A 21,930-nucleotide genomic window follows, 5' to 3' on the forward strand; every position below is an offset into this window, starting at 1 on the left:
ATCTACAACAGTTCCAAGTCAAGGACCAAGGACATTTGCGGCGAAACAAAATGGCCAGCAGGTAGTAACTCAAGCGACAACACGAACAGTTACACCGCATGTTCCTCAGGCAGTGTCTACAACAGTTCCAAGTCAAGGACCAAGGACATTTGCGGCGAAACAAAATGGTCAGCAGATAGTCCCCCCAGCGACAACAAGAACAGTTGCACCACATGTTCCTCAGGCAGTGCCTAGAACAGTTCCTAATCAAGTGCCACGGATATTTGCGACGAAACAAAATGGTCCGCAGGTAGTACCTCAAGCGCCAACAAGAACAGTTACACCGCATGTTCCTCAGGCAGTGTCTACAACAGTTCCAAGTCAAGGACCAAGAATGTTCCCTGTAGCACAAAGTGGACCGCAACACGTGACAGCTGACCCTCAAAAGGAACGTCGTAAATCGAAATGCAATCCTATTTCAATTCCTGGAAATAGTTCCGGAAGCTGTTCGATTTCGTAAATCATCCAAAGCTAATGCCAATCGTACATGCCGGTACGATTGGCAAATTGATACAGACTCTAGTGAATTCCTGCCTATGTAAGTTATTATTTATTTTCAAAGAGAAGGATTAGCCTTCGAGCTAGAGTAGGAGCTCATTGTCATGAAACGCCTGAATTTTTCATTGCTGTTGGCTTTAGCCAGTTCTGGTGCATTATATGCTGCGCAAAAAACGGTTGTTTGTCACATGCAAGGAATGGAAAATGCTATTTCCTTTGTAGTGCCGAATAAAATCGGGGATTTACCTAAAATTGATTTTGATTATCCAGTCGATGTGACGCGATTTAGTATGCGAACAGGAAACTTATTGCTCGTAGCCATGGATCATGATGAAAAAGATCGCCCAAGGATTTTCATTTCAGCGCAATTAAACAAACAAGCTCAAACCTATGCTGGGCAATTTATGACGGATTTTGGTGGTAATGAATTGCAACTTGATAACGGTCCGGTTTCTTGTGCATTAAAATAGGATAAGTATCCCAAATGCAATCTTTTAACGAAAATTTAGGTTGCTTGTGATCACTGTAGCCTGGGTGCAGGTCTGAAGGACCGTAACCCGGGTTTCACATTGTTTCACCCAGGCTACATATACCCTGCTTAATCTCAGAATTTGCAGAAAATATGGATCGGATCCCATTATTCAGAATGAGATCGTTTAAAGAATTTGAGCATTTCATAAAAAACGAAGGGTGCAGCATCCCGATGGTCGAGTGTGTCACTGACTGATTGGATAAAGACAGCACTGCTGTATTTTGTAAATTGATCATAAGCGAGTTCTGCACCACGATAAGGAACATCTTTATCACCTTTAGTGCCAACGAGCAGCAAAGGTGCTGTGGGTGAAAAATCATAATGATTGAAATAGTTCTTAAGCTCCTCTGAATTGCCATCTGTATGATCTAAGATGGCATTGAAGAATTCATATTGAAAAATTAATGCTGGATTTTGAGGTAGCGCCTTAAGTATTTCTTTAGAGGAATGAAATCCATCGAATACTTCTGGAACAATGGCATTATAGGGACTAACAAAAATCTGATTTAAATCAGTCCAATAGTTTTTATAAGTTTGTAGGGAATAGAAAAAATACGCTAAATAGGCAGTTGCTCTTGGTCCAGGCTCAAGCATGACAAACTTCATGGTTTCATCCCAGTCATAAGGTGCGGAACCTAATGCAACCGCAGTAACTGGTATGTTTGGATACTGTTTGACAAGTAATTCAAACATCACTAGAGAAGAAAACCCACCCTCTGAGTAACCACCGATATAAAGCTTATCATTTACTTTAATATGGATTATTTTGGCGAGCTCTTTGGCAGCTAAAAGCATATTCACACTGCTGCTGGCAAGCGTTTCATGTTGTACGTAAGGATGCAGAATTAACTCGCTGTCTCCGAAGCCAAGGTAATCCGGCATAACAGTAAGATAACCACCATGACTAGCAAACAAAGCAGGATAAATCGCATCGCCTTCGTTCATTCTGGAAGGAGCATCTTCATGGTTAAATCGGGTTCCATGTTGATAACTTACAATTCCCTTATCACCTGGTACTGAGGGTACAGCTACGAGACCAGAAGCAATAGTCATATGTCCATCAGGTGCAGGGGTTTTATAGACAATTTTATAAAGTGTTACATCGTAATTTGCTGTAAGCACATCAAGTGGAGGCATTTTTTTTAATGATATTTGTGCCACTTCTTTAGGAAATGTCCCAAGATCAGTATAACTAACTAGGATTTCCTGATGGCTTTTTTGTGATTGGCTATACGCATTAATACTTAAAAAGAAATAGAAAAAAAAGAATATTATTTTTTTAAAATGGACCATAGCAATCTTATTTTCTTTGAAGTATTTGATGGTTCAGCTTATTTAAGTTTTAGTTAAATATCAAGGAATAGAATAGATCAAATACCTCGCAAGGATTTCATTTCAGTTCTTTATTCTTCTCTATGAAGCCAAAGGTTTTATCTTATAAGAGCTAATGTAAACCTGTAGACAACCAATAAGATTCTGTTAATCTATAGCCGCAGAGGATTTCTGATTTAATTTAATCTGTTAAATGGAGTGAACGTGATAATTTTAAAACAAAAAAGGAAGTTTTTTTTCAGCTTATTTCTTGTGAATAGTACCTTGGCTTTTTCTGGCGTTATGGGGGGTGGTCAAGACCTTACTCATGGCTTTTTCGTTACTGGGGCTCCAATCTATGGCTCTTTAAGTGATGAAGGAATTAATAAAACTTTATTTGCCGATACCTTTGATGCTAATGGTGCAATTGAGGGACACCAAATAAGCCTTGATTCACGTTGGGGTTTTTTAGTAGGTGTAGGTTATAAATTTAGTCCAGACAATGATATCACCTTGACGTATACCAATTTAAAAAGTAAAGGTTTTAGCGATATCGATAATACTGGTCCTGATGGGGTATTGTCTAATCGATTAAGTCAAATCGTACAAAATGAAACAAATTTCGTTGCAAATAATCCTGTAACTAGTATATCGTTTGATGGGCAGCAAATGCTCGATGCGAGCGCATCTGTTAGTTCTCATTATGATTTTCAAACGGTTGAGTTACTCACCCATCATTATTTCCAAAACTCATTTTTAAATAATGTTCGATTCTCACGTTTTTATGGAATAAAGGCTACTGAGTTTAAAAAAGGATTTTCTGCTGAGTATGCTGGTTCATGGGCATTATTCGATACGGATGTATTTCCACCTACTACAGTTCTAGTCCCATTAGAGGACGAAATTGATTACGCTGCAAAATATTTCGGAATTGGTCCCCAAATTGGTATGGGTGCAACTTGGAGTCTAAATCGTTATATTAGTATACTTGGTGATGTATCTGCGTCTGTTTTAGGTGGTTCATATAGTTCTAGCTGGGATGAGGATTTAAATACTGCAAGAGCCATTCCTAATGTTCCAGTTATCCCAACCAATGGTCATTATAGTTACGATCAATCTACGCCAACAACTCTTTGGACTTCTATTGTAGTAGGCTCGAATTTAGCAGTTGCGGCACAGATTCCTTTCAAGAATGGCAGCAGTTTTGGCATTCAAGGTGGTATTAATACAGAGCAATATTGGTCACAGGTTAACGCCGATTCAATACGTAGCAGTATCACTAAAAATAATGTCTATTTTGCTCAAAGATTTGCTGTTCGTGATGTGTTTATTAAGTTAAGTTACATGAGTTAATCTAAAAACGTGATACCCAGAAGTTCGTTTTTTAGATTTAAAAAGCTTTTTAAGGTGCATTATGTTTGAATATTTAATGTACCTTTTAAAAGCTTCGTGGTTTTCGGATTTAAGTTGTGGAGGTAAAAATGCTAGTGAGTCAATTAGATCATTTAGCAAGTAATGTTATTCCTACCCCGAATCAAATTCATCCAACTGCATTGATTGCTCCTGGTGCTAAAATAGGCTCTAATGTCACAATAGGCCCTTATTCTATTATTGGTGAAAATGTAAAGATTGCTCAAGGAACATCAATCGCATCTCATGTAACCATAGAGGGTTGGACAGAAATTGGAGAATGTAATCAGATAGGATCTGGGGCAATTATTGGAGGCATCCCTCAGGACCTCAAATTTAACGGTGAGATCAGCAAGGTACTCATTGGCAATGATAATATTATTCGAGAGTACGTTACTATAAATCGTGGAACAAGAGGAGGGGGCGGTAAGACCTGCATTGGTAATAATAATGTTCTTATGACTTCGGCCCATGTAGCCCATGATGTACTTATTGGAAATCACAATATCATTTCAAACGCAGTTGCTATCGGTGGGCATGTGGTCATTGAAGATTGGGTAACTGTGGGTGCGCTTTGTGGTTTACATCAATTTATTAAGCTGGGTCGCATGTCTATGATAGGAGCCCTTAGCTTAATCACGAAAGATGTTTGTCCTTATGCTTTGGTTTCAGGAAATCCGGCGAAATTATATGGTATTAATGTAGAACGTTTGCGTCGAAGAGGATATTCACCTGAAGCAAAAAGTTGCATTAAGCGCGCTTATAAAATTTTATTTAATAAGGGATTAAGTATTGCAGAGGCAATGGTACAAGTACAATCCGAATTTGCAGATAATATTGATATCCACCACATAATACAATTTCTTAAAGGTTCAACTCGTGGATTGTATCGTTAAGATTCACTAATTAAAGGTATCTACATTGTGTCGTTTCGTTTTTCAACTCCCAAAGGCCCTTTTAGGTTGGCTTATTTAGCTGAGTGTTCTGGCGCATCACTTCATCATCATGATAGTGCGACATATAATGTTTCAGATGTTGCCCCCCTTGCGAATGCTGAAGAAAATCATCTTTCTATGTTGCATGATAAAAAATACATAAAAGCGTTAAAAACCTCTCAAGCAGGAGCATGCATTATTTCACCACATTATGTCCACCATGCCCCCAAACACATGCATTTATTGGTTCATCCTAATCCCTATAAAGCTTATGCACTCATTGCACAGGTTTTTTACCCAACTGATTCGATTAAAAGTTTTATTGCTCCCTCCGCTTTTATTGCTGCAAGTGCTGTCCTTGGTGCAGAGTGTTATATCGCTCATGGTGCTTATATTGGTGAGCATGTTCGCATAGGTGCCCGTTGTAAAATTGGCGTCAATACTTTTATTGGTGATGGAGTAGTCATAGGTGACGATTGTTGCATTGAAAATAATGTTAGTATTAGCCATACCGTGATGGGAAATAAAGTATTGATTTATCCAGGAGCTCGTATTGGCCAAGATGGTTTTGGTTTTGCTGGTGATGCGCAAGGATATTATAAAATACCACAAGCTGGCGGGGTTGTTATAGGAAATAATGTCGAAATTGGTGCTAATACGTGCATTGATAGAGGTTCTATGGAGAACACCGAAATTGGTGATTGGTGTCGTTTGGATAATTTGGTGCAAATTGGCCATAACGTAAAAATAGGCAAGGGATCCATTCTTTGTGGGCAAGTTGGCATTGCAGGCAGCAGTAAATTAGGTGAATACGTTACTTTAGCGGGTAAAGTAGGAGTAATTGGCCATCTTACAATTGGTGATCGTGCAACAGTTTTAGCAGGTTCTAACGTACTTCAAGATGTTGACACAGGCGCGCGCGTGGGAGGATATCCTGCTCTTCCCGACCGTGAATGGCACAGACAAACCTACTTTTTAAAAAAAAGAATTAAGAACGAGAAGACTCCAGAAGTTGATAAATAGCTAAGGCGGCGTTTTCATTTGCTTTTTGTCTTAAGCAGTGGTGTATCGATGTAAAATGCTTTTTTAGTTCCTCGGCATCTGGAGCGTTTAACAGCTGTACTACTTTTTGTGCAATCGGCTTGGCTGATGCTTCTGATTGGATAAACTCAGGAATTAATTTTTGGTTTGCTAAAATATTAGGTAACGAGATAAAGGGTATTTTAACCTGGGGGGCGATGATGGCGTGATTCAAAGCACTCCATTTAAATGCAACAACCATGGGACGCTTTAATAACATTGCCTCCAATGTAGCCGTTCCTGATTTGACCAAGGCAAAATTTGAAGCAAGCATGGCTTCACGAGATTGTCCATCCAGTATCTTAAGTTTTAAATCATAACCCTTATTCTTTACTTGTTGTAAAAAAAGAGCTTTTAGATTGGCATTGGCTGTTGGCACAATAAACTGAAGTTCAGGCATCTGAGCCGTGAGCTCATGCATGACGTCAAGAAACAAAGGCCCCATGTATTTTATTTCACTGGCCCTACTTCCTGGCAGGACACTAATTATTTTATCTTGAGATGAAAAACCAAATTGCTTTCTGATGGGTTCTGCATCAATATCTAGCTCAATGTGATCAGCAAGAGGATGACCGATGTAGCGTACTGGGACATCGAATTTCTTATATAAAGCTTCTTCAAAAGGAAATAAAGTAAGAATTAAATCAACGGCTTCCTTGATGTAAAAAACTCTTTTTTGCCGCCAGGCCCAGATTTTGGGACTGACTAAATGTACTGTTTTAATCCCCAGTTTTTTTAAACGCAATTCCAGCGATAAATTAAAATAAGGATAATCAATGCCAATAAAAACATCCGGTGGATTTTTCTGCCATTCTTTATAGAGCGTTTTCCGGATTTTAAATAATTTGGGGTAATGAAGTAGGGTATCACTAATCCCCATAACAGAAAGGCGTTGCATAGTGATCATGGAGTTAAAACCTTCCCGTATCATCTCAGGACCACCGATCCCCATCCATTCAATATGTGGCAGGTATTTTTTTAACTCCCGTATTAATCCTGCGCCTAATAAGTCTCCGGAAGCTTCTCCGGCAACGATTGCAATCCGAGTTGGGATTTTGAGTGTATCCATAATGATTCAATGCGATAGATTTTTAATGGGTTGATATTACTGAACAGGGATCTAAAAGCCAAATACTATTTTACTTTCTAAACTACCGCAGGTAGACTGCGTGAGCAAATTTTCTGCTTGTTTCAATCTACCGATTTAGGATGCTATATGCTCGAGTTGAAACGCAATTTTAATATGCTTCCAGTGAATTGGGTGGGATGGATTGTTTACTTCCTAATGCCTGCGAAGTACAGCATGGCTCAAAAAAATATTGAGCGGGTATTCCACGGCCTCCTTTCCGCATATGAGAAGAAACGTATTACTATTGCCTATTACTCACACATGTTTCTTTGCTTCAAAGAACTTTTTTTAATGAACTTCCTCAGTAAAAAAAATTTGGAGAAAAGGGTTAAACTTGTTGGAGTCGAACATCTATATAAGGCCCTCAAAAAAGAAAATGGCGTGCTTATTTTAACGGGACATTTGGGTAATTGGGAATTTGCTCCTCTTTTCTCTTTGAATCAGGTTGAAAAAGGAACACATTATTTCTATTGTGTTCGTAAATCATTGCGACTCCGTTTTTTAAATTCTATTTTTTGGGGCCGTTTTGAAAAAGCGGGCTTTAAAATAATTAACAAAAATAATGCTCTTGCTGAGACCCGTCTTGCATTAAGAACTAAAAATGTTGTTTTTTTCCCTTTTGATTTAAGACCACCGTGTCATAGTAAGTCCAGTTTAAGAACCAGTTTCTTGGGACAATCAAGTAAAACCTATGGAAGCCTAGCTTATCTAACCCATCGTCTGAATTGTCCTGTATTGTCTGTTAGTTTTTATAGACTAAACAAAAAACAACACATTATCGAATTTTACCCTGAAATTCCCAGTGATGCTTCTAAAGACAAAAAACAAGCCTATCTGGAAAATACGGAAAAATATAATAAAAGACTGGAGGAAATGCTGCTTGCATATCCTGAGCAGTGGCTTTGGTCGTATAAGCGGTGGTGATGTCGTAGGAGATGTAGTTGAGAAGTAAGTGTCGCATTAGTATTTCAGGGTTTCTATTTTATCATTTATTACCGATACGTCGAAAAATCGTACTGGAAAATATCGATCGAGTTTTTAAGAATCAGCTTTCTTCAAAAGAGAAAAAGCATTTGGCTTGGGCGTTCTATTCGCATGTGGCTTCTACTATAAAAGAGTTAATCTTTATGGATTGGTATGCACGCTTTGATAATTGCGTGGAAATTAAAGGGATTGAGCATCTTTTGGAAGCAAAAAAACAAGGGCAAGGATGTTTTCTTCTTATGGGACATTTAGGGAATTGGGAGTTAACTATTTCACTGGTACTTTCTCAATTGAAATCTTTAATAGGTCCTATTTGGATAATTAGGAAGGCTATTCGAATACAGTGGCTTGAACGACTTATTTTTAACCGTAATCTTCGTTATGGTGCACAACGAATTGATAAAACTGGAGCCCCGCTAAAAATAATCAAGGCACTAAAAAATAAAGAAACGATTTTATTTGCCATGGATCAGCATGCTGAACTTAAAAATAAAGAAGGTATTGCCGTAAATTTCTTTCATGCTAAGGCAGGAACGTTCCGAAGTTTGGCTCTTTTTGCAGGTAAATATCAAGTTCCGGTGGTTCCTCTTGCGTGCTATCGCCAAGCCGATGGGAAACATGTGCTGGAGTTTTATCCCGCTATGTCATGGGAGCTTCACCCGAATGAAGAACAAGCAATCTACAATAATACCTTACGCTATAACCAAAAATTAGAACAATTAATTCTCGAACATCCTGAACAATGGTGGTGGGTTCATCGTAGGTGGAAACTGTGAGTATTGAAATTGCAAGCTCTTTACCGATTAGTTTTAATAAGATGAAAAAATGAAAATATTGGTCATGCAACATAAAAAAATTGGTGATGTTTTAATAAGTAGTATTATTTGTAATAACTTAAAAAAAATAATGCCAAATGCGGAGATTCATTATTTAGTGAATAAAGAGGCTTTGCCTGTACTCGAAGGAAATCCTAACATTAATCGGGTCATCACTCTTCATCCAAAGCATAGGACAAATGCTCGCGCTTTTATAAAGTTTGCTTTGCAAATCAGACGAGAACACTATGATATTGTGATTGATGCATACACCAAGTTGGAAAGTTGGATTATTGTTTGGCTGTGTGCAGCAAAACGTCGTATTTCCTACAAAAAAAAATATAGAACTTTTCTATATACCGATAATCTTTCCCGGGAAGCAGTAAAGGTTACTCAACCTGGCCGGGTAATTGATTTAAAGCTTCTTTTAATTCAACCATTTTTAAATAATGTGTTACCGGATCGTTATCCGCAGATCTATCTTTCTGAGGATGAAAAACGAAACGCGGCACTTTTATTTAAGAAACATCATATTCCTACTAAAAAAAGTCTCATGCTTAATGTTGTTGGGAGTTGTCCTTTAAAAACATACCCCCTGGAGTACATGGCAGCTTTAGTGAATCAAATCGCAAGTCAGGTGGATGTAAATATTTTATTTAATTTTTTGCCTCACCAAAAAGAGGAAGCGCAAAAAGTCTATGAGTTATGTAATGATGACGCGAAAAAAAGTATATTTTTTGAGTTATCCAATTATGACTTAAGAACGTTTATTGCCATAATGAATCAATGTGATGCAATTATTGGTAATGAAGGTGGCGCGATCCATATCGCTAAAGCCCTAAACAAACCTTCGTTTACGGTTTTTTCTCCCTGGATAAATAAACATGATTGGTCTACTTTTGAAGATGACTTAAATCATGTTGCTGTTCATCTTTGTGATTTTAAGACGGAGTTATATGCGAATACTCCCGACGCAGAATTTAAGGAGAATGCGCTTGAGCTTTTTAAAGAGCTAAAACCAGAATTTATTTTACCCAAGCTAAGCTCCTATTTAGCTTTTCACCTTGAACAAGATACTGATTAAGCAGCATTTTTATTTTTATCTACTGTAATTGAATCTTTCTATTTTTCACAGAACCCATTAGAGTACGGAATAATTATTTAAGGGATCAATTTTTAAAAGGAACTTATTATGAAAGCATTTGTATCTGGATTTGCTCGTTCGTTTATATCCGGTCAGCCTATTGCGGATGCAACAATTACCGTCCTTGAAAATAAGCAACTAAAATTTCAGACGGACTCTTCCGGAAAGTTTGGACCGATTGAATGGACTGTTGGAGAGCCCATTACTTTAGTTTTTGAGAAGCCTGGATCTTTTTGGACTGGTTACAAGACAACACAAACAGCAACTTTGATTGTCCCTCCAGAAGGAATAAACAATGAAGATTTCTTAAAAAATATTTCATTCCAAGTTGCTTCAAACATGGCTTATAAATTTCTTGCTTTTGCTATGGGGGAAACTGAAGATCCGGAAGCGTGCCAAATTGCCGCGACCGTGACGCCTCCTAATACGACCATGGATGATATTCCTCAAGGAGTCGAGGGGGTTACGGTTAGCTTATCCCCTAAAGTAGATGTAAGAACATTTTATTTTGGTATTTTTCCAATTGTCCACAAAACAAATCCTTTTATCCGAACATTAGACAAGACTTCGTTGGATGGCGGAGTGGCCTTCCTCAATGTTCCACCCGGTGATTACACCATGGAAGCAAGAAAGGATGACATTCCTTTTTCTAAGGTAACTATCAGAGCACGCAAAGGAATCGTTGTGAACGCAAGCCCACCACAAGGGCCGACTATGCTTATGGATGCAAGTTTGGCACACGATACGACAATGACTCAAAAACCGAAAATGCATGGAGTAGAAAGGAAACCCAATCAATTTAGTTTTTTTAGGCCTGCTTTAGCATTGGGATTAACTGCGGCAGCAGTGGGAGTCCTTGCTGCAACTACACTAAGCAAGTCTTGTACCCCATAAATTCGCTAATGAACAAGTGAGCTATAATGTTAGATACTCACTAAAAAGATAATACTTAAACATTAGCGAATAGTGTGAGAGCCCATCAAGGAACAAAAAACATGACTACTACAGCAATGGAAAGAATCGTTAGAAGAGTTTTTGATGAAATGTGGAATCAGCAAAATGCTGCGGTAGCCGATGAGCTCTTTTCAGCAAAGACAGCAATTCATTTTAGCTATGAGCAAGCAGCAAATTTGCAAGATTTTAAAGACGCCTTGCTGCAATGGTATAAGGCGTTTCCCGATCTTATGCATTCTATTGATGACTTGATTGTGAGTGGCGATAAAGTGGTGACGCGCTGGCATGGTCATGGAACCCATCGAAGTGAATTTTCAGGAATTCCTGCAACAGGGATGCCTGTATTCTATAGTGGCATTACCATTTTTCGTTTGGATGATAAGAATCAAATTGTTGAAGCTTGGGTATACAGTGATTTAAGTGACATGATTGCCAAAATGCAACAAAATCAAAAATAATGAGCCTAATTATGGAAAAAGATAGAGCAAAGCGTTACGAGAAGTCAAAAAAATTTCTTCCTCAAAATGTTGTTGGTTTAATCAAGAATTTACAACCTGCGATCGCATGGTCACCCAGTGAAAAGCTTATTTGCTATCGTCATGATACTGCAGAAGGTTATGAGTATCTTATTTTTAATCTAGAAAGCAAAAAGAAAGGGCTTGCTTTTGACCATTCATTACTGGCAAAAAAAATTTCTGAACAATTAAAGAGAGAAGTAAACGTTCATGCATTGCCTATCAATAAGGTCGATTTTTTTAACGAGCAAATTTTACAGCTTTATATTGAGCAATTTATTTTTCAATATGATCGAACAACTCAGACGCTTGAGCTTATGGCGGATACATCAAAGCAAACGACCATGTCCCATTGTCCTACGATTATGGAAATTTGGGGATTTGTTCCTAGTTCAATCGCATCACGAATCAGCTCACCGGATCAGCGTTGGGAAATATACAGCAAAGAACATAATCTATTTCTTTTTTCATTGGATGAGCATAAAGAATATCAACTGACTGCAGATGGCAGTACAGCCAATGCATATGCTGCCTCTCCGGATACGAATTTAACCTCGTTAACCCTGCGTCGTATGCAGGTAGTCCTTCCACCTATGGCTCTTTGGTCTCCTGATTCACAAAAGATTGTGACATTCCAATGCAATCAAGAGCATGTAAAAAAATTACCTTTACTACAACATGCTCCAGAAGATGGTTCTTTGCGTCCGCAAGTTTTTGAGGCACATATTCCTTTTGTCGGGGATAAAGTTATTCCAGAAATTAAATTGTGCTTGATTGACGTCTCAAAAAAGAAGCTGCGAGTTCTTGATTTACCTCCCTTGATGCCCGCATTAGTTGGGTCTCCGATTGAGGCAGGTTATGTCTGGTGGAGTGACGACAGTAAAAAAATCTTTTTTTTAAGAGAGGAACGGGGAAATCATCAACTTTCTTTATGTGAACTGGATGTTGCTACAGAACACCAGCGGGTTATTTTAACGGAACAATCCACAGGGTATGTCGAACCCAGCCAGCTCATTCTGTGGCAGAATTACACACGCATACTCGAAGCCGCGAATGAGTTTATTTGGTTATCCGATCAGAACGGCTGGGCGCATCTATATTTACATGATTTACAGACTGGACAAGTAAAAAATCCGGTAACTCAAGGCGAATGGATGGTACGCAAGGTATTCCATGTCGATAGCACCAATCGGTGGATCTATTTTTTGGGTAATGGCAAAGAACCAGGTGTTGATCCTTATTTCCGTTATTTATATCGTGCTCGTTTGGATGGGAGCGAGGTGCAATTGCTGACCCCAGAAACAGCAGATCACACGATTGTTTTCTCACCAACACAGGAATATTTTGTCGATTATTATTCGTCTATGGAGTCCCTACCAGTAACAAAATTACGCGATAAAAATGGTCATGAGATAGTCACCCTGGAAAAAGCCGATTTTTCCCAATTATTTGCATTGGGATATAAGCAGCCTCAGCCTTTCTGCCTTAAAGGTGCTGATGGGGAAACTGATCTTTATGGCCTTATCTATTTCCCTACTGATTTTGATCCAAAGAAAAAGTATCCAATCATTGATGAAATTTATCCTGGACCACAGTTGACTCGTGTACCTAAAACGTATTGTTCTGACCTTCCAGAATACATACATGGTTGTTGGTGGCCTCAAAGTGTAGCTGAATTAGGGTTTATCGTTATCAATGTGGATGGACGTGGCACCCCTTTTCGCTCTAAAAAGTTTCATGAGTACTCTTATCAGCATTTAGAAACTGCCGGAGGATTAGAAGACCATATCGAAGTCATTAAAAATTTAGCAAAGCAGTATTCATATATTGATAGGGATCGGGTTGGTATTATGGGGCAGTCAGCAGGAGGATATGCTGCAACGCGAGCATTATTGGCTTATCCTGATTTCTATAAGGTGGGCGTCTGTATTTCTGGCTTACAAGATTTACGGAGCTATTTGGCATTTTGGGGCGAGCGATATCACGGTTTGCCAAGCGATGTAGATTATACTGCACAATCAAATTATCTTCTGGCGGACCAATTGAAGGGTAACTTATTTTTAATTCATGGTGATTTAGATGATAACGTTCACCCAGCTAATATGATGCAACTCGTTGATGCTTTGATTAAGGCAGATAAAAATTTTGATATGTTATTAGTACCCAATGCGAACCATTCTATTTATTTCATGGACACTTATGTTTTGCGTAGAATAGGGGAGTATTTTGTTGACCATTTAAAAAATAAGCTATAACTTGCGTCCTTTGAAAAGCGATTTTTTAGTGATCCCAATAGGTAAATCAAGGGAAAGCGAAGTTCGAAGAATTCCTTGAAGAAAGAACAACCCACTGCCATAATGAATTTAATTCTCTCTCAGTATTTCAATGAAAAGGATTCCTTATGGCTACTGTAGGCACTTATCTCGCCCAACGTATTCAAGAGTTAGGAATGAGTGATTATTTTGCAATTCCTGGGGACTATAATCTGGGTTTGTTAGACGAACTACTCAAAAATAGCTCGCTTAAAATGATCAACTGCTGCAATGAGTTGAATGCAGGTTATGCTGCAGATGGTTATGCGCGCATCAAAGGCGTTTCTGCACTGGTTGTGACGTATAGCGTTGGGGGCTTAAGCGCAGTTAATGCGGTTGCTGGTGCTTACGCTGAGAATTTGCCGATCATTGTTATTTCGGGGGGACCTAATACGAACTCGGTGCAGGATGCTGAGATTTTACACCATACCCTGGCAACGGAAAATTACAGTTACGTTCGCGAAATATTTGCGAAAATTACAGCACATAGTGTTTTTATTCATAGGCCAAGTGATGCGCCCATGCAAATTGATACGGCGATTGCGATTGCACTTGAAAAGAAAAAACCTGTTTATATTGAAATTGCATGCAATATTGCTGGAGCAAATGTTTCCCCACCGACACAACGGGCGCTTAACGTCAAGCGTTTGAGCGATACTTCCTCTCTTGCTGCCGCAATTGACGATGCAGCCAATCAACTTAATGCCGCAGTCAAGCCGGTGTTGGTCGCTGGAAGTAAATCGCGTTCTTGTGAAGCAACCGCTATGATTGAAGTCCTAAGCCAATCCTGTGGTTATGCCCTAGCAGCAATGCCTGATGCTAAGGGCTTTATCTCGGAACAACATCCCAATTATATTGGCATTTACTGGGGACCAGTAAGCTCTCCTGGATGTGGAGAAATTGTAGAATCGAGTGATCTCTATTTCTTTATAGGGCCCAATTTTAACGATTATACGACTGTTGGACATGTGTGTAATATTCAGCCTAAGAAGCTCATCGTTATTGCCGATGGAAGTGTTTCTGTTGCAGGTAAAGTATACACCGAAGTGTATATGAATGAGTTTTTGCGTGGTTTAAAAGACAAATTGAAATTCAATGATGCTTCGGTTAAAGCATACAAACGTATTGCAGGATCTGCGCCCTTGTATCAAGAGCCGGACGATTTAAATTCACCGCTCACTACTCGCTTCTTGTTTGGACAAATTCAGAAGCTTTTAAGTAGTGATTATGGAGTTTTGGCGGAGACGGGTGACTCATGGTTCAATGGCATGCGTCTCAATTTACCCGAAAACTGTCCGTTTGAAATTCAAATGCAATATGGATCGATTGGTTGGTCAGTAGGCGCACTTCTGGGCATGCAAGCCGCGCTTCATAATAAAAAGCGCGTTATTGCTTTGATCGGTGATGGTTCATTCCAAATGAGTGCTCAAGAACTGTCAACCCTCATTCGTTATGGTTATAAACCAATTATCTTTTTAATGAATAATGCTTCTTATACGATTGAGGTGCAAATTCATGATGGTCCGTATAATGTGATTAACAATTGGCATTATGCTGATTTAGTGGATGTTTTTAATGGAGATCAAGCTAAAGCCAGGGCTTTTAAAGCACCTACGCATCAAGCACTTCTCGATGCAATCGTAGAAGCAAAAAAAACAGACGCCCTATGCTTTATCGAAGTGATTTTAGATAAAGATGATTGCAATAAAAATCTGTTGGAATGGGGCGCTCGAGTCGCATCATACAATGGCCGTTCCCCAAGAGCGAATTAGCTGTTTTCAATAAAGCTACTCAAGGGCAGATGTGCTTCTGTCCATCACACGGCGTACTTACCTACGTGAACGTATGCATGCCCGTGAGCGCGCCCGAAAAAGATTGTACCTATTTTGTGGTGAGCATAGACACGATTTTTAATAAACCCGCTCATTGGAATTATCAGCAAATATGCACGGTCTCAGAGACAATCCTTTTCCGGACACGCTCACGGGCACGCATACGTTCACGTAAATGATCTTTTGCTAAAAGGACTATACTTAGAGACACACTCATGATTAAAAGGACTTTTATGAAAAGCTATCTCAATCCCCAACCATATGCCGTGGAGCGCATTAATAAGCTTAAGAATAAACCCAGTAGTATGCCAGTTCCTAAACATGAAAAAGTAGCGGTAGATCGATCAGAAAAGTCAGATACAGAAATTTTTGAGACTGAATCTGAAGAGCAGGCTTGGAGAGACTCGCTCGAAAAGGATAAAACGCACTAAAAGACCAAGTGATCAAAAGTTGTGACGGTCGATGGGATACAAAAACTGATTGTCTCGCACACTGAGAAAGCTCTGCAATTTGCACTATATTAATAATAAGCTTCAATAGCTTTTACAATGTTTCTGTGCCCATGCAGCGACAAAAAGAATTTTTTAATCTTCTGTTTGACATTATTACGAAAGAATATGAATTTACTGAGAAAGAAGAGGCGCGCAATTTTTTTGTGAAACTGACGGGCTTATTAAAGAATTTAAACTATTCACCACTCAATTCTGATAGTTATACCAGCTATTACAACAATATTATTAAATTAACCAAACTGTAATGGTTTAATCACTACAGTCTAAGCAGATACCTCCACAAATTAACACCCAAACTCATTACGTTCCACGCATAAGGCGTGTAACGTGCTTGAAGTAAGGTCTAGCTTTGTCCTGACTTACGGCATCATTGTCCAGAGGGCGAATTCCTTTAAATGCTCTACTCCTCATTAAGTTTTTAATTAATTCGTTTTGCAAATTTATTTGTTTTAATGTGCTAAATTTATCATAATGGCTGCTTTTTCAGTCTAAGGGTCCTATGTCATCATTGCTTACAGTCAATTTGTTAGAAGATTTAGTTTATGCCGCACAGTTGAATCAAGAAGGTAAAACTGCAGATTACATTCCAGAGCTCGCTAATGTGAATCAAGACTTAACTGCAATTGCTGTGCAACCCTTGGGTGGGCAGCCTCTTTCTTTCAGCAACAGCCCGCTGAATCCAGTAACATTGCAAAGTACAGCCAAGATGATTCCTTTGATTGGACTACTTGAAGAATATGGGGATCAAGTGTTCGAATGGGTTAAGGTAGAACCGTCTGGGGACGATTTTGCTTCAATTACCCGCTTGGAACAATTTGGTCCTAAACCCTCAAATCCCATGTTGAATGCGGGGGCGATTACCTTATGCTCACATATTCCAGGAAAGGGTGAGCAACAATTTGGATGGTTGGAATATTGGACACAAAAATTATTCAATCAACGCCTCAGCATTAATCCTTTAGTTTTTGCTTCTGAAAAACGAACAGGAAATCGAAACCGCGCTCTTGCCTATTTACTCAAAAGCAGAAGTAATCTTGCCGCGGATGTTCATGAAACCTTGGATTTATATTTTGCCCTCTGTTCTTATGAAGCCAAGTTAGAACAAATGCTTTTCCTGCCTACACTATTAGCCAATGCAGGAAGAGACCCAGACACTGGGGAACAAATCATCTCCACTGAAACCACTAAAATTACCTTAGCGATTATGGCAACGTGTGGACTCTATGATGAAACGGGAACCCATATGGTCAAAACTGGGATGCCCGCGAAAAGTGGGGTGTCCGGCTATACCATCGCGGTTGTTCCTGGCAAAGCAGGAATTGTGGTACTCAGCCCAAAAGTCAATGCGAAAGGCAACAGCATCCGCGGTGAAATCATGCTCGAAGGTTTGTCAAAAGCAATGAATTGGCATTTTGCATTGCCTTAATTTTCAAAGATCAGAATTGAGCCTGGGTGCAACGCAGCATAACCCTCGTTACACTCGGGGTGTCAGTAAAAAAACCCGGGTTAGCTGTGCTGCACCCAGGCTACAATTCTATCCTATACTGATTAAAATGAAGATTTTTTAATGAGTGAGCCGAGATCTTCAAATACTTTTTCGAAGTCCACTGGTGTTGCCTCATCTTCCTCGGAGTCGTAGTCTTTAGTCGAGGAAAGAGCCGTGGCGTCATTGGATGGGGAGGAAAATATACCGGAAAATTGAGTCAATAAATTACCCATTCCCTTTAAAGATTCAAGATCTTGACTTAGGGTTTTAAGCTGTTCACTCAGTGAGGCAAGTCCTTCCAAAACTTGTGAAGAATTGTCCATCGCTTCAAAAGCTTGCAGCAAAGGATTTTTTTTCTCTAATTCGCTTATTTCTTGTAGTAATTCATTTTGTTCCCTCAGTAGCGCTTTGTACTTTCTATTTTTGCTATTATGGTGACGTTTTATCTCTTTCTGAAGATCGATGAGCAGTGATTGTTTCTCGATCAATTGTAAGTTATTGTTAAAACCTTTTAGAACTTGAGTTTTAAGGAAATCAAAATCAAAGCTCATTACATCGATTCCGTCTAAAATCTTCTCCAAATCCTCGAGATTATTCGATAAAAGAATTTTTGCTTGTCTTTTTTGGGCCTTACTGAGTTTAGAATTTAACGCAGCAGCAGCTTTTTGAACTTTTTGGTTTAATTCCATTACATCAGAATCTTGGCGCAATTTACTTATGAACACCCCAAGGTATTTTTCTTCCAGATGGTTTGCACGTTTCATTAAAAAACGTGAGCTTGGATCTTCCAGATGGGCATTTTGCAAAATCTCCAATTGATACTCAAAGCTTTTCAAGTCGAGCTCTATGGTGTTTTTTTCATTTTCACTAAGGCTATCTTGTGTTAAGCAGGCTCTCAGCAAGGCAATCAATTTTTTGAAAAAGTCTATGGACTCAATCGTTCTGGAGCGATTCATAAATAATGCTTTACGCAGTGGATGCATGTCACCGGTGAGTATTGAATAAACAAGAGGTAGTCCTTTATTGTCGGGGGCAAATAGTGATGCACCGTGTTTAATAAGAACAGAGAGACATTCACTCATAGGATTTGAAGGGCTATCTCCTTGCACACAGGCGTGTACAGCAGATGGAAATGCATGATGGTGCACGGTAACGGGTTGATTGTTTATATCAATACCACCATGTGTCAAAATAAAATCAAGCAATTTTGTATTGCGTGTTTGTAACGCAACAGAGAGGAATTTTTCAGCGCGTAACATGTGGTGGCTTGAAGTTAATAAGGCAGCCAGCTCAAATTGGCCTTTGAACAGTAAACTAGGTAATAAATCAGCTTCAAGTTTTTGTAAATCTCGACGTATCTTTTGTAACTGATGTAAATCATTCAATTTGATTTGATGTTCGTAAGTTAGGTTAATTTCATAGGTTTTAGCCAGTAATTGTTCGATTTTTTTAGCCTGAACCTCCATAGGCGCCATACTCAGCTCTTCGAATTGAGTCCCTAATGTCCTGATTTCCTTTTCTAACTGCTGAATAACCAAATTTGTTGGTTTTGTAATTTGGCGCATTTTTTCATGCGAGAATGGAGCTTCCTTGGGATCACCTTCATCATGTAGGTCACCTTGTAAAGGGGATTCATCTTGGGTATTAGAGTTTTCTTCCGCAATATCTTGAACATCCTCACTCGCTTCAACCCCGTTCCTATCTGGTTTCTGAGTGCTGGTAATGTGTTCAAGGGCTTTCTTAAGAGCACGAGCACTGGCTTCATGAAAACGAAGAAATCCTGGGTAGCTTGAAGAGCGAATAAGAGGAATAAGTTCTTTTAATACCTTACACGCTTCTTCTGTTATTGCTAAAATTTCGGCTGCATTTTTCTGATCTAAATCAAAATATTTTTCGAGCTTTTTATCACAATCCTTATAATGGGCTTCTAAACCTTTAATTTTTTCATAATGTTGTTGTCTCAATTCCTTGATTAGAGGCTCTGTATGCTTCAGTGCCAAAATGATTAATTGGTTCCGCATAGTTTTACTATCAACCAATTTATAACCATCAACAGTTTCTTGCTCAAAGGCAATGTTTTGGATTAATTCATCGAACGCATTGAAGTACACATGAAGACGATAGCGTTCACCTGATTGGTTTATAAATTCGGCAGTGTAATGATATTGGCTTAATTTGGGATTATTATGATTTTCATTCTCGTACACACTAATGTGATGATTATCCAGTAGATAATGGTTTTCTTGGTCTTCTACCATAAATTTTTCTATAGGAAGTTCGATACGGTAATAATAGTGCTGGCTGGTTTTATTGAAATCTAATACTAAGCTATGTTCGGGGAGTAAACGGACAATATCTTCATTTTGGGAAAGGAAATTAAAAAGAGTATTTTTAGCCATTTTTTGGTCCTATAATAAAAATTTGGCCCACATTATAATCAAAAAATACTTTTAGTAAAAAAATATATTATTTTGGGCTTTTGAAGTTCCTTTTGGAATTATAATGATCTTTTTTCCTATAAATGATCAAAAAAAACAATAGCTTATAAAATAAAACTTTTGCTTAGTAATAATTGATTAAAATTCGTTCGCTGCGTTTGTCGCACGCAGTTTTCTTACATCTCTAAGTAAAAAAATTGCGGGCTGCTGCTTGCAAAGGAATATTAAATTTTTATAATGCGCATAAATCTTACTCACATTAATTTTACTATGATTCTCTTTGCCAAAGTATATTTCCCCCGTTTCTTTAAAGCACCCTCTGAAAAAAGCATTGATGCAAAGCTTTCGGCTAGGGAAACTTTGAACTGGGAACGAGATAAATATCAGTCTTTATTGAAATTAAAGCAGCATGGCTCAAGAATCATAACAAGTCTTTGTGAGTTAAAAGCGATCACCAAGACACAAGAGACTGATTCACTATATGCATGCGTTGAGGGAGTAATGCAAAAAGCGATTTCCAATCGTTCTTTCAATCCCGCTTTATATTCTAATGAATTGAATAATCGATTTACGCTTTTAAAAGCAAAGATTGCGGAGGATAAAAAATTAGATAAGTGTTTTTCTGGGCTTAATATAGTTACGAATTCAATCTTCTCTACTGTAGGATTTTTGGGTGTTGTTCTATTTGGAATGGCTATAACTACTGGACCATTAGGTGCGGCCCTTTTCGCAGTAGGAATGACCATTGCGTCTGCATTGGTAGCGACAATTACAGCGTATAGTGCTTATGTTGATGCACGCTTTATAGGCGATAAACAACTCAAAGAAATTGAGGCCGGTATAAACTTCATAAGCAATTATCCTAATGGGGCGCTGCTTGATGAAGTAGACGAGCGCAACACTTTATTTTGTATATAAAAAAGCAGGTTGGGTCTTGACTCAACAGCCTCGCGAAGCGGTACTTTCAAAAAACAAAAGGTTAGGATTATGAAATCAATGATATTATGGGGCATATTTTGCTCTATTTGATTGATAAAAGAATAGAAATTATATTGAGAAAAGCTTAAGGCTTTATTGTTGATGGATATGAATAAAGTTCGCTCATAAAGTTAAGGTGTTAAGCAAATAAGCCCCCAAAAATTGCTAAATTAGAGTACACTTAAAATAGTTTCAATTGTTTTGTAGAGAATAAAACATGGAAGAAAAAAAAGTCAGCGAACGCGAACCTAGAGTTATGTGGATTGCAGGTCAAAATGAAACAGTTAGAAAAACGGCTGCTCAAAAAGGCTTCCCTGCAACGGTAGGGTTGGAGGGATGTGTGGCACTAATTATTGCTGATAAAAAAGGCAACGTCAGTATCACTCATGTGGACGCAGAATACCGATTTATCGTTTATTATGAATGAAGTTGCTTTGATGGATGGGGACTACACCATTGATTTAATAAAAAGACCTGATAAAGGTGAGTTACATCTAAAAGTCCTTGCTGCTTTAGAGGACTTGGGCTTATCAAAAATACCGTCATCTGGTAAACAGAGAGTTATCGAAAGTGATGAAGGGACCGTGGTTTATAATTATTTAAAAGGAGTTCCTCAGGTTTTTTCTTTTAATGATTTTAAAGAAATTGCTACTCCAGGTATGATCCCCAAAGAAACAAATAAGTTACATACCTTAGGTTATAGCGCTGAGACATGTGTCGATGATCCTTTAAGATTCCAGTTAAGAGTGTATACCCGTCAATTAAATCAGGCTTTATCCTCTAAGGCTACGGCCTTACCAGTAGTAGTGCATGATGCATCAGGTTGGTTAGAAACAGATACTAAATTAGATAAGGAAGTAGAGTTAATTGTAAGTAAAGGAGCGGTGCATCACGACTCATTTTTTCAACCCTCTAAAATGATCTCTTTAAATCATGTTTTACCGCGCTACATCGGACTTATGAAGCACCTTGAATCACTGGAAAAGAAAGATCCTTCTTCTGATCTTTAAAATTGAGTAAGTCCGT

The 21,930-nt window shown here is 38.6% G+C and carries 21 protein-coding genes; 18 read left to right on the forward strand and 3 right to left on the reverse strand.

The features are described from left to right. The coding region (locus Lstg_RS17940) for a hypothetical protein (RefSeq protein ID WP_202972793.1) at positions 1–499 on the forward strand (499 nt) is incomplete at its 5' end. Positions 500–641: 142 nt separating this feature from the next. Continuing rightward, a complete protein-coding gene (locus tag Lstg_RS13610) occupies positions 642–1,007 on the forward strand; it encodes a hypothetical protein (RefSeq protein WP_058478222.1) in 366 nt (121 codons plus the stop codon). A 167-nt stretch (positions 1,008–1,174) separates the two neighbouring features. Here Lstg_RS13610 and Lstg_RS13615 read toward each other — a convergent pair whose 3' ends face one another. Further along, the gene (locus tag Lstg_RS13615) at positions 1,175–2,362 is read right to left on the reverse strand and encodes an alpha/beta hydrolase family protein (RefSeq protein WP_058478223.1); all 1,188 of its coding nucleotides are present in this window, start codon (positions 2,360–2,362) and stop codon (positions 1,175–1,177) included. Between the two features lie 243 nt (positions 2,363–2,605). Between Lstg_RS13615 and Lstg_RS13620 the strand changes: the two genes are divergently transcribed. The 3 genes from Lstg_RS13620 to lpxD all read left to right on the forward strand — a co-directional run bounded on the left by Lstg_RS13620 (position 2,606) and on the right by lpxD (position 5,748). Beyond that, the gene (locus tag Lstg_RS13620; protein ID WP_058478224.1) at positions 2,606–3,733 is read left to right on the forward strand and encodes an Lpg1974 family pore-forming outer membrane protein; all 1,128 of its coding nucleotides are present in this window, start codon (positions 2,606–2,608) and stop codon (positions 3,731–3,733) included. A 128-nt stretch (positions 3,734–3,861) separates the two neighbouring features. Further along, positions 3,862–4,686 carry an acyl-ACP--UDP-N-acetylglucosamine O-acyltransferase gene (lpxA, locus tag Lstg_RS13625; protein ID WP_058478225.1) on the forward strand — a complete coding sequence of 275 codons (825 nt, stop codon included), beginning with the start codon at positions 3,862–3,864 and terminating at the stop codon, positions 4,684–4,686. Between the two features lie 24 nt (positions 4,687–4,710). Further along, positions 4,711–5,748: a UDP-3-O-(3-hydroxymyristoyl)glucosamine N-acyltransferase gene (lpxD, locus tag Lstg_RS13630; RefSeq protein WP_172462840.1), complete on the forward strand. Its 1,038-nt coding sequence runs from the start codon at positions 4,711–4,713 to the stop codon at positions 5,746–5,748. Here lpxD and lpxB read toward each other — a convergent pair. After that, a complete protein-coding gene (gene lpxB, locus Lstg_RS13635; RefSeq protein ID WP_058478227.1) occupies positions 5,714–6,874 on the reverse strand; it encodes a lipid-A-disaccharide synthase in 1,161 nt (386 codons plus the stop codon). The two genes, lpxD and lpxB, sit on opposite strands and share 35 nt — an antisense overlap. A 147-nt stretch (positions 6,875–7,021) precedes the next feature. Here lpxB and Lstg_RS13640 point away from each other — a divergent pair, with 147 nt between their 5' ends. From Lstg_RS13640 to glsA, 10 genes are all read left to right on the forward strand, one after another. Beyond that, complete coding sequence (locus Lstg_RS13640) at positions 7,022–7,858, forward strand: lysophospholipid acyltransferase family protein (RefSeq protein WP_058478228.1); 837 nt, start codon at positions 7,022–7,024, stop codon at positions 7,856–7,858. Between the two features lie 17 nt (positions 7,859–7,875). Beyond that, positions 7,876–8,694, forward strand: coding sequence for a lysophospholipid acyltransferase family protein (locus Lstg_RS13645; RefSeq protein ID WP_058478229.1), 819 nt, complete (start codon positions 7,876–7,878; stop codon positions 8,692–8,694). A 49-nt stretch (positions 8,695–8,743) separates the two neighbouring features. Further along, positions 8,744–9,817, forward strand: coding sequence for a glycosyltransferase family 9 protein (locus tag Lstg_RS13650; protein ID WP_058478230.1), 1,074 nt, complete (start codon positions 8,744–8,746; stop codon positions 9,815–9,817). Between the two features lie 108 nt (positions 9,818–9,925). Further along, a complete protein-coding gene (locus Lstg_RS13655; protein WP_058478231.1) occupies positions 9,926–10,771 on the forward strand; it encodes a hypothetical protein in 846 nt (281 codons plus the stop codon). A 101-nt stretch (positions 10,772–10,872) separates the two neighbouring features. Next, complete coding sequence (locus tag Lstg_RS13660; protein ID WP_058478232.1) at positions 10,873–11,289, forward strand: ester cyclase; 417 nt, start codon at positions 10,873–10,875, stop codon at positions 11,287–11,289. Between the two features lie 11 nt (positions 11,290–11,300). Then, positions 11,301–13,601: a S9 family peptidase gene (locus tag Lstg_RS13665; protein ID WP_058478233.1), complete on the forward strand. Its 2,301-nt coding sequence runs from the start codon at positions 11,301–11,303 to the stop codon at positions 13,599–13,601. A gap of 146 nt (positions 13,602–13,747) precedes the next feature. Beyond that, positions 13,748–15,430: a thiamine pyrophosphate-binding protein gene (locus Lstg_RS13670; RefSeq protein WP_058478234.1), complete on the forward strand. Its 1,683-nt coding sequence runs from the start codon at positions 13,748–13,750 to the stop codon at positions 15,428–15,430. A gap of 293 nt (positions 15,431–15,723) precedes the next feature. Beyond that, the gene (locus tag Lstg_RS13675) at positions 15,724–15,921 is read left to right on the forward strand and encodes a hypothetical protein (RefSeq protein WP_058478235.1); all 198 of its coding nucleotides are present in this window, start codon (positions 15,724–15,726) and stop codon (positions 15,919–15,921) included. A 131-nt stretch (positions 15,922–16,052) separates the two neighbouring features. Further along, positions 16,053–16,247 carry a hypothetical protein gene (locus tag Lstg_RS13680; RefSeq protein WP_058478236.1) on the forward strand — a complete coding sequence of 65 codons (195 nt, stop codon included), beginning with the start codon at positions 16,053–16,055 and terminating at the stop codon, positions 16,245–16,247. A gap of 254 nt (positions 16,248–16,501) precedes the next feature. Then, positions 16,502–17,428, forward strand: coding sequence for a glutaminase A (gene glsA, locus Lstg_RS13685; RefSeq protein ID WP_058478237.1), 927 nt, complete (start codon positions 16,502–16,504; stop codon positions 17,426–17,428). A gap of 122 nt (positions 17,429–17,550) precedes the next feature. Here the strand turns inward: glsA and Lstg_RS13690 are convergent, their stop codons facing one another. Continuing rightward, positions 17,551–19,887: a hypothetical protein gene (locus Lstg_RS13690; RefSeq protein WP_058478238.1), complete on the reverse strand. Its 2,337-nt coding sequence runs from the start codon at positions 19,885–19,887 to the stop codon at positions 17,551–17,553. A 399-nt stretch (positions 19,888–20,286) separates the two neighbouring features. Here Lstg_RS13690 and Lstg_RS13695 point away from each other — a divergent pair, with 399 nt between their 5' ends. The 3 genes from Lstg_RS13695 to Lstg_RS13705 all read left to right on the forward strand — a co-directional run bounded on the left by Lstg_RS13695 (position 20,287) and on the right by Lstg_RS13705 (position 21,914). Next, positions 20,287–20,844 (forward strand): hypothetical protein, encoded by a 558-nt coding sequence (locus tag Lstg_RS13695; RefSeq protein WP_133129202.1) that lies wholly within the window; start codon positions 20,287–20,289, stop codon positions 20,842–20,844. Between the two features lie 277 nt (positions 20,845–21,121). After that, entirely contained in the window at positions 21,122–21,331 is a 210-nt protein-coding gene (locus Lstg_RS18015) for a hypothetical protein (RefSeq protein ID WP_058478239.1), read from the forward strand. Then, on the forward strand, positions 21,291–21,914 hold the full coding sequence (locus tag Lstg_RS13705; protein ID WP_238585439.1) for a hypothetical protein: 624 nt from the start codon (positions 21,291–21,293) through the stop codon (positions 21,912–21,914). Before Lstg_RS18015 ends, Lstg_RS13705 begins: the two co-directional genes overlap by 41 nt. Positions 21,915–21,930 lie beyond the last annotated feature (16 nt).

The sequence above is a fragment of the Legionella steigerwaltii genome (assembly GCF_001468065.1).
Lineage (GTDB): Bacteria > Pseudomonadota > Gammaproteobacteria > Legionellales > Legionellaceae > Legionella > Legionella steigerwaltii.

Coding starts and splice junctions, on each gene's coding strand:
- Lstg_RS13680 (WP_058478236.1), top strand. CDS start 16,053: ATGCAGCGACAAAAAGAATTTTTTAATCTTCTGTTTGACATTATTACG.
- Lstg_RS13675 (WP_058478235.1), top strand. CDS start 15,724: ATGAAAAGCTATCTCAATCCCCAACCATATGCCGTGGAGCGCATTAAT.
- lpxB (WP_058478227.1), bottom strand. CDS start 6,874: ATGGATACACTCAAAATCCCAACTCGGATTGCAATCGTTGCCGGAGAA.
- Lstg_RS13670 (WP_058478234.1), top strand. CDS start 13,748: ATGGCTACTGTAGGCACTTATCTCGCCCAACGTATTCAAGAGTTAGGA.
- Lstg_RS13640 (WP_058478228.1), top strand. CDS start 7,022: ATGCTCGAGTTGAAACGCAATTTTAATATGCTTCCAGTGAATTGGGTG.
- Lstg_RS13655 (WP_058478231.1), top strand. CDS start 9,926: ATGAAAGCATTTGTATCTGGATTTGCTCGTTCGTTTATATCCGGTCAG.
- Lstg_RS13690 (WP_058478238.1), bottom strand. CDS start 19,887: ATGGCTAAAAATACTCTTTTTAATTTCCTTTCCCAAAATGAAGATATT.
- Lstg_RS13615 (WP_058478223.1), bottom strand. CDS start 2,362: ATGGTCCATTTTAAAAAAATAATATTCTTTTTTTTCTATTTCTTTTTA.
- Lstg_RS13665 (WP_058478233.1), top strand. CDS start 11,301: ATGGAAAAAGATAGAGCAAAGCGTTACGAGAAGTCAAAAAAATTTCTT.
- Lstg_RS13610 (WP_058478222.1), top strand. CDS start 642: ATGAAACGCCTGAATTTTTCATTGCTGTTGGCTTTAGCCAGTTCTGGT.
- Lstg_RS13660 (WP_058478232.1), top strand. CDS start 10,873: ATGACTACTACAGCAATGGAAAGAATCGTTAGAAGAGTTTTTGATGAA.
- lpxA (WP_058478225.1), top strand. CDS start 3,862: ATGCTAGTGAGTCAATTAGATCATTTAGCAAGTAATGTTATTCCTACC.
- Lstg_RS18015 (WP_058478239.1), top strand. CDS start 21,122: ATGGAAGAAAAAAAAGTCAGCGAACGCGAACCTAGAGTTATGTGGATT.
- Lstg_RS13650 (WP_058478230.1), top strand. CDS start 8,744: ATGAAAATATTGGTCATGCAACATAAAAAAATTGGTGATGTTTTAATA.
- Lstg_RS13705 (WP_238585439.1), top strand. CDS start 21,291: ATGTGGACGCAGAATACCGATTTATCGTTTATTATGAATGAAGTTGCT.
- glsA (WP_058478237.1), top strand. CDS start 16,502: ATGTCATCATTGCTTACAGTCAATTTGTTAGAAGATTTAGTTTATGCC.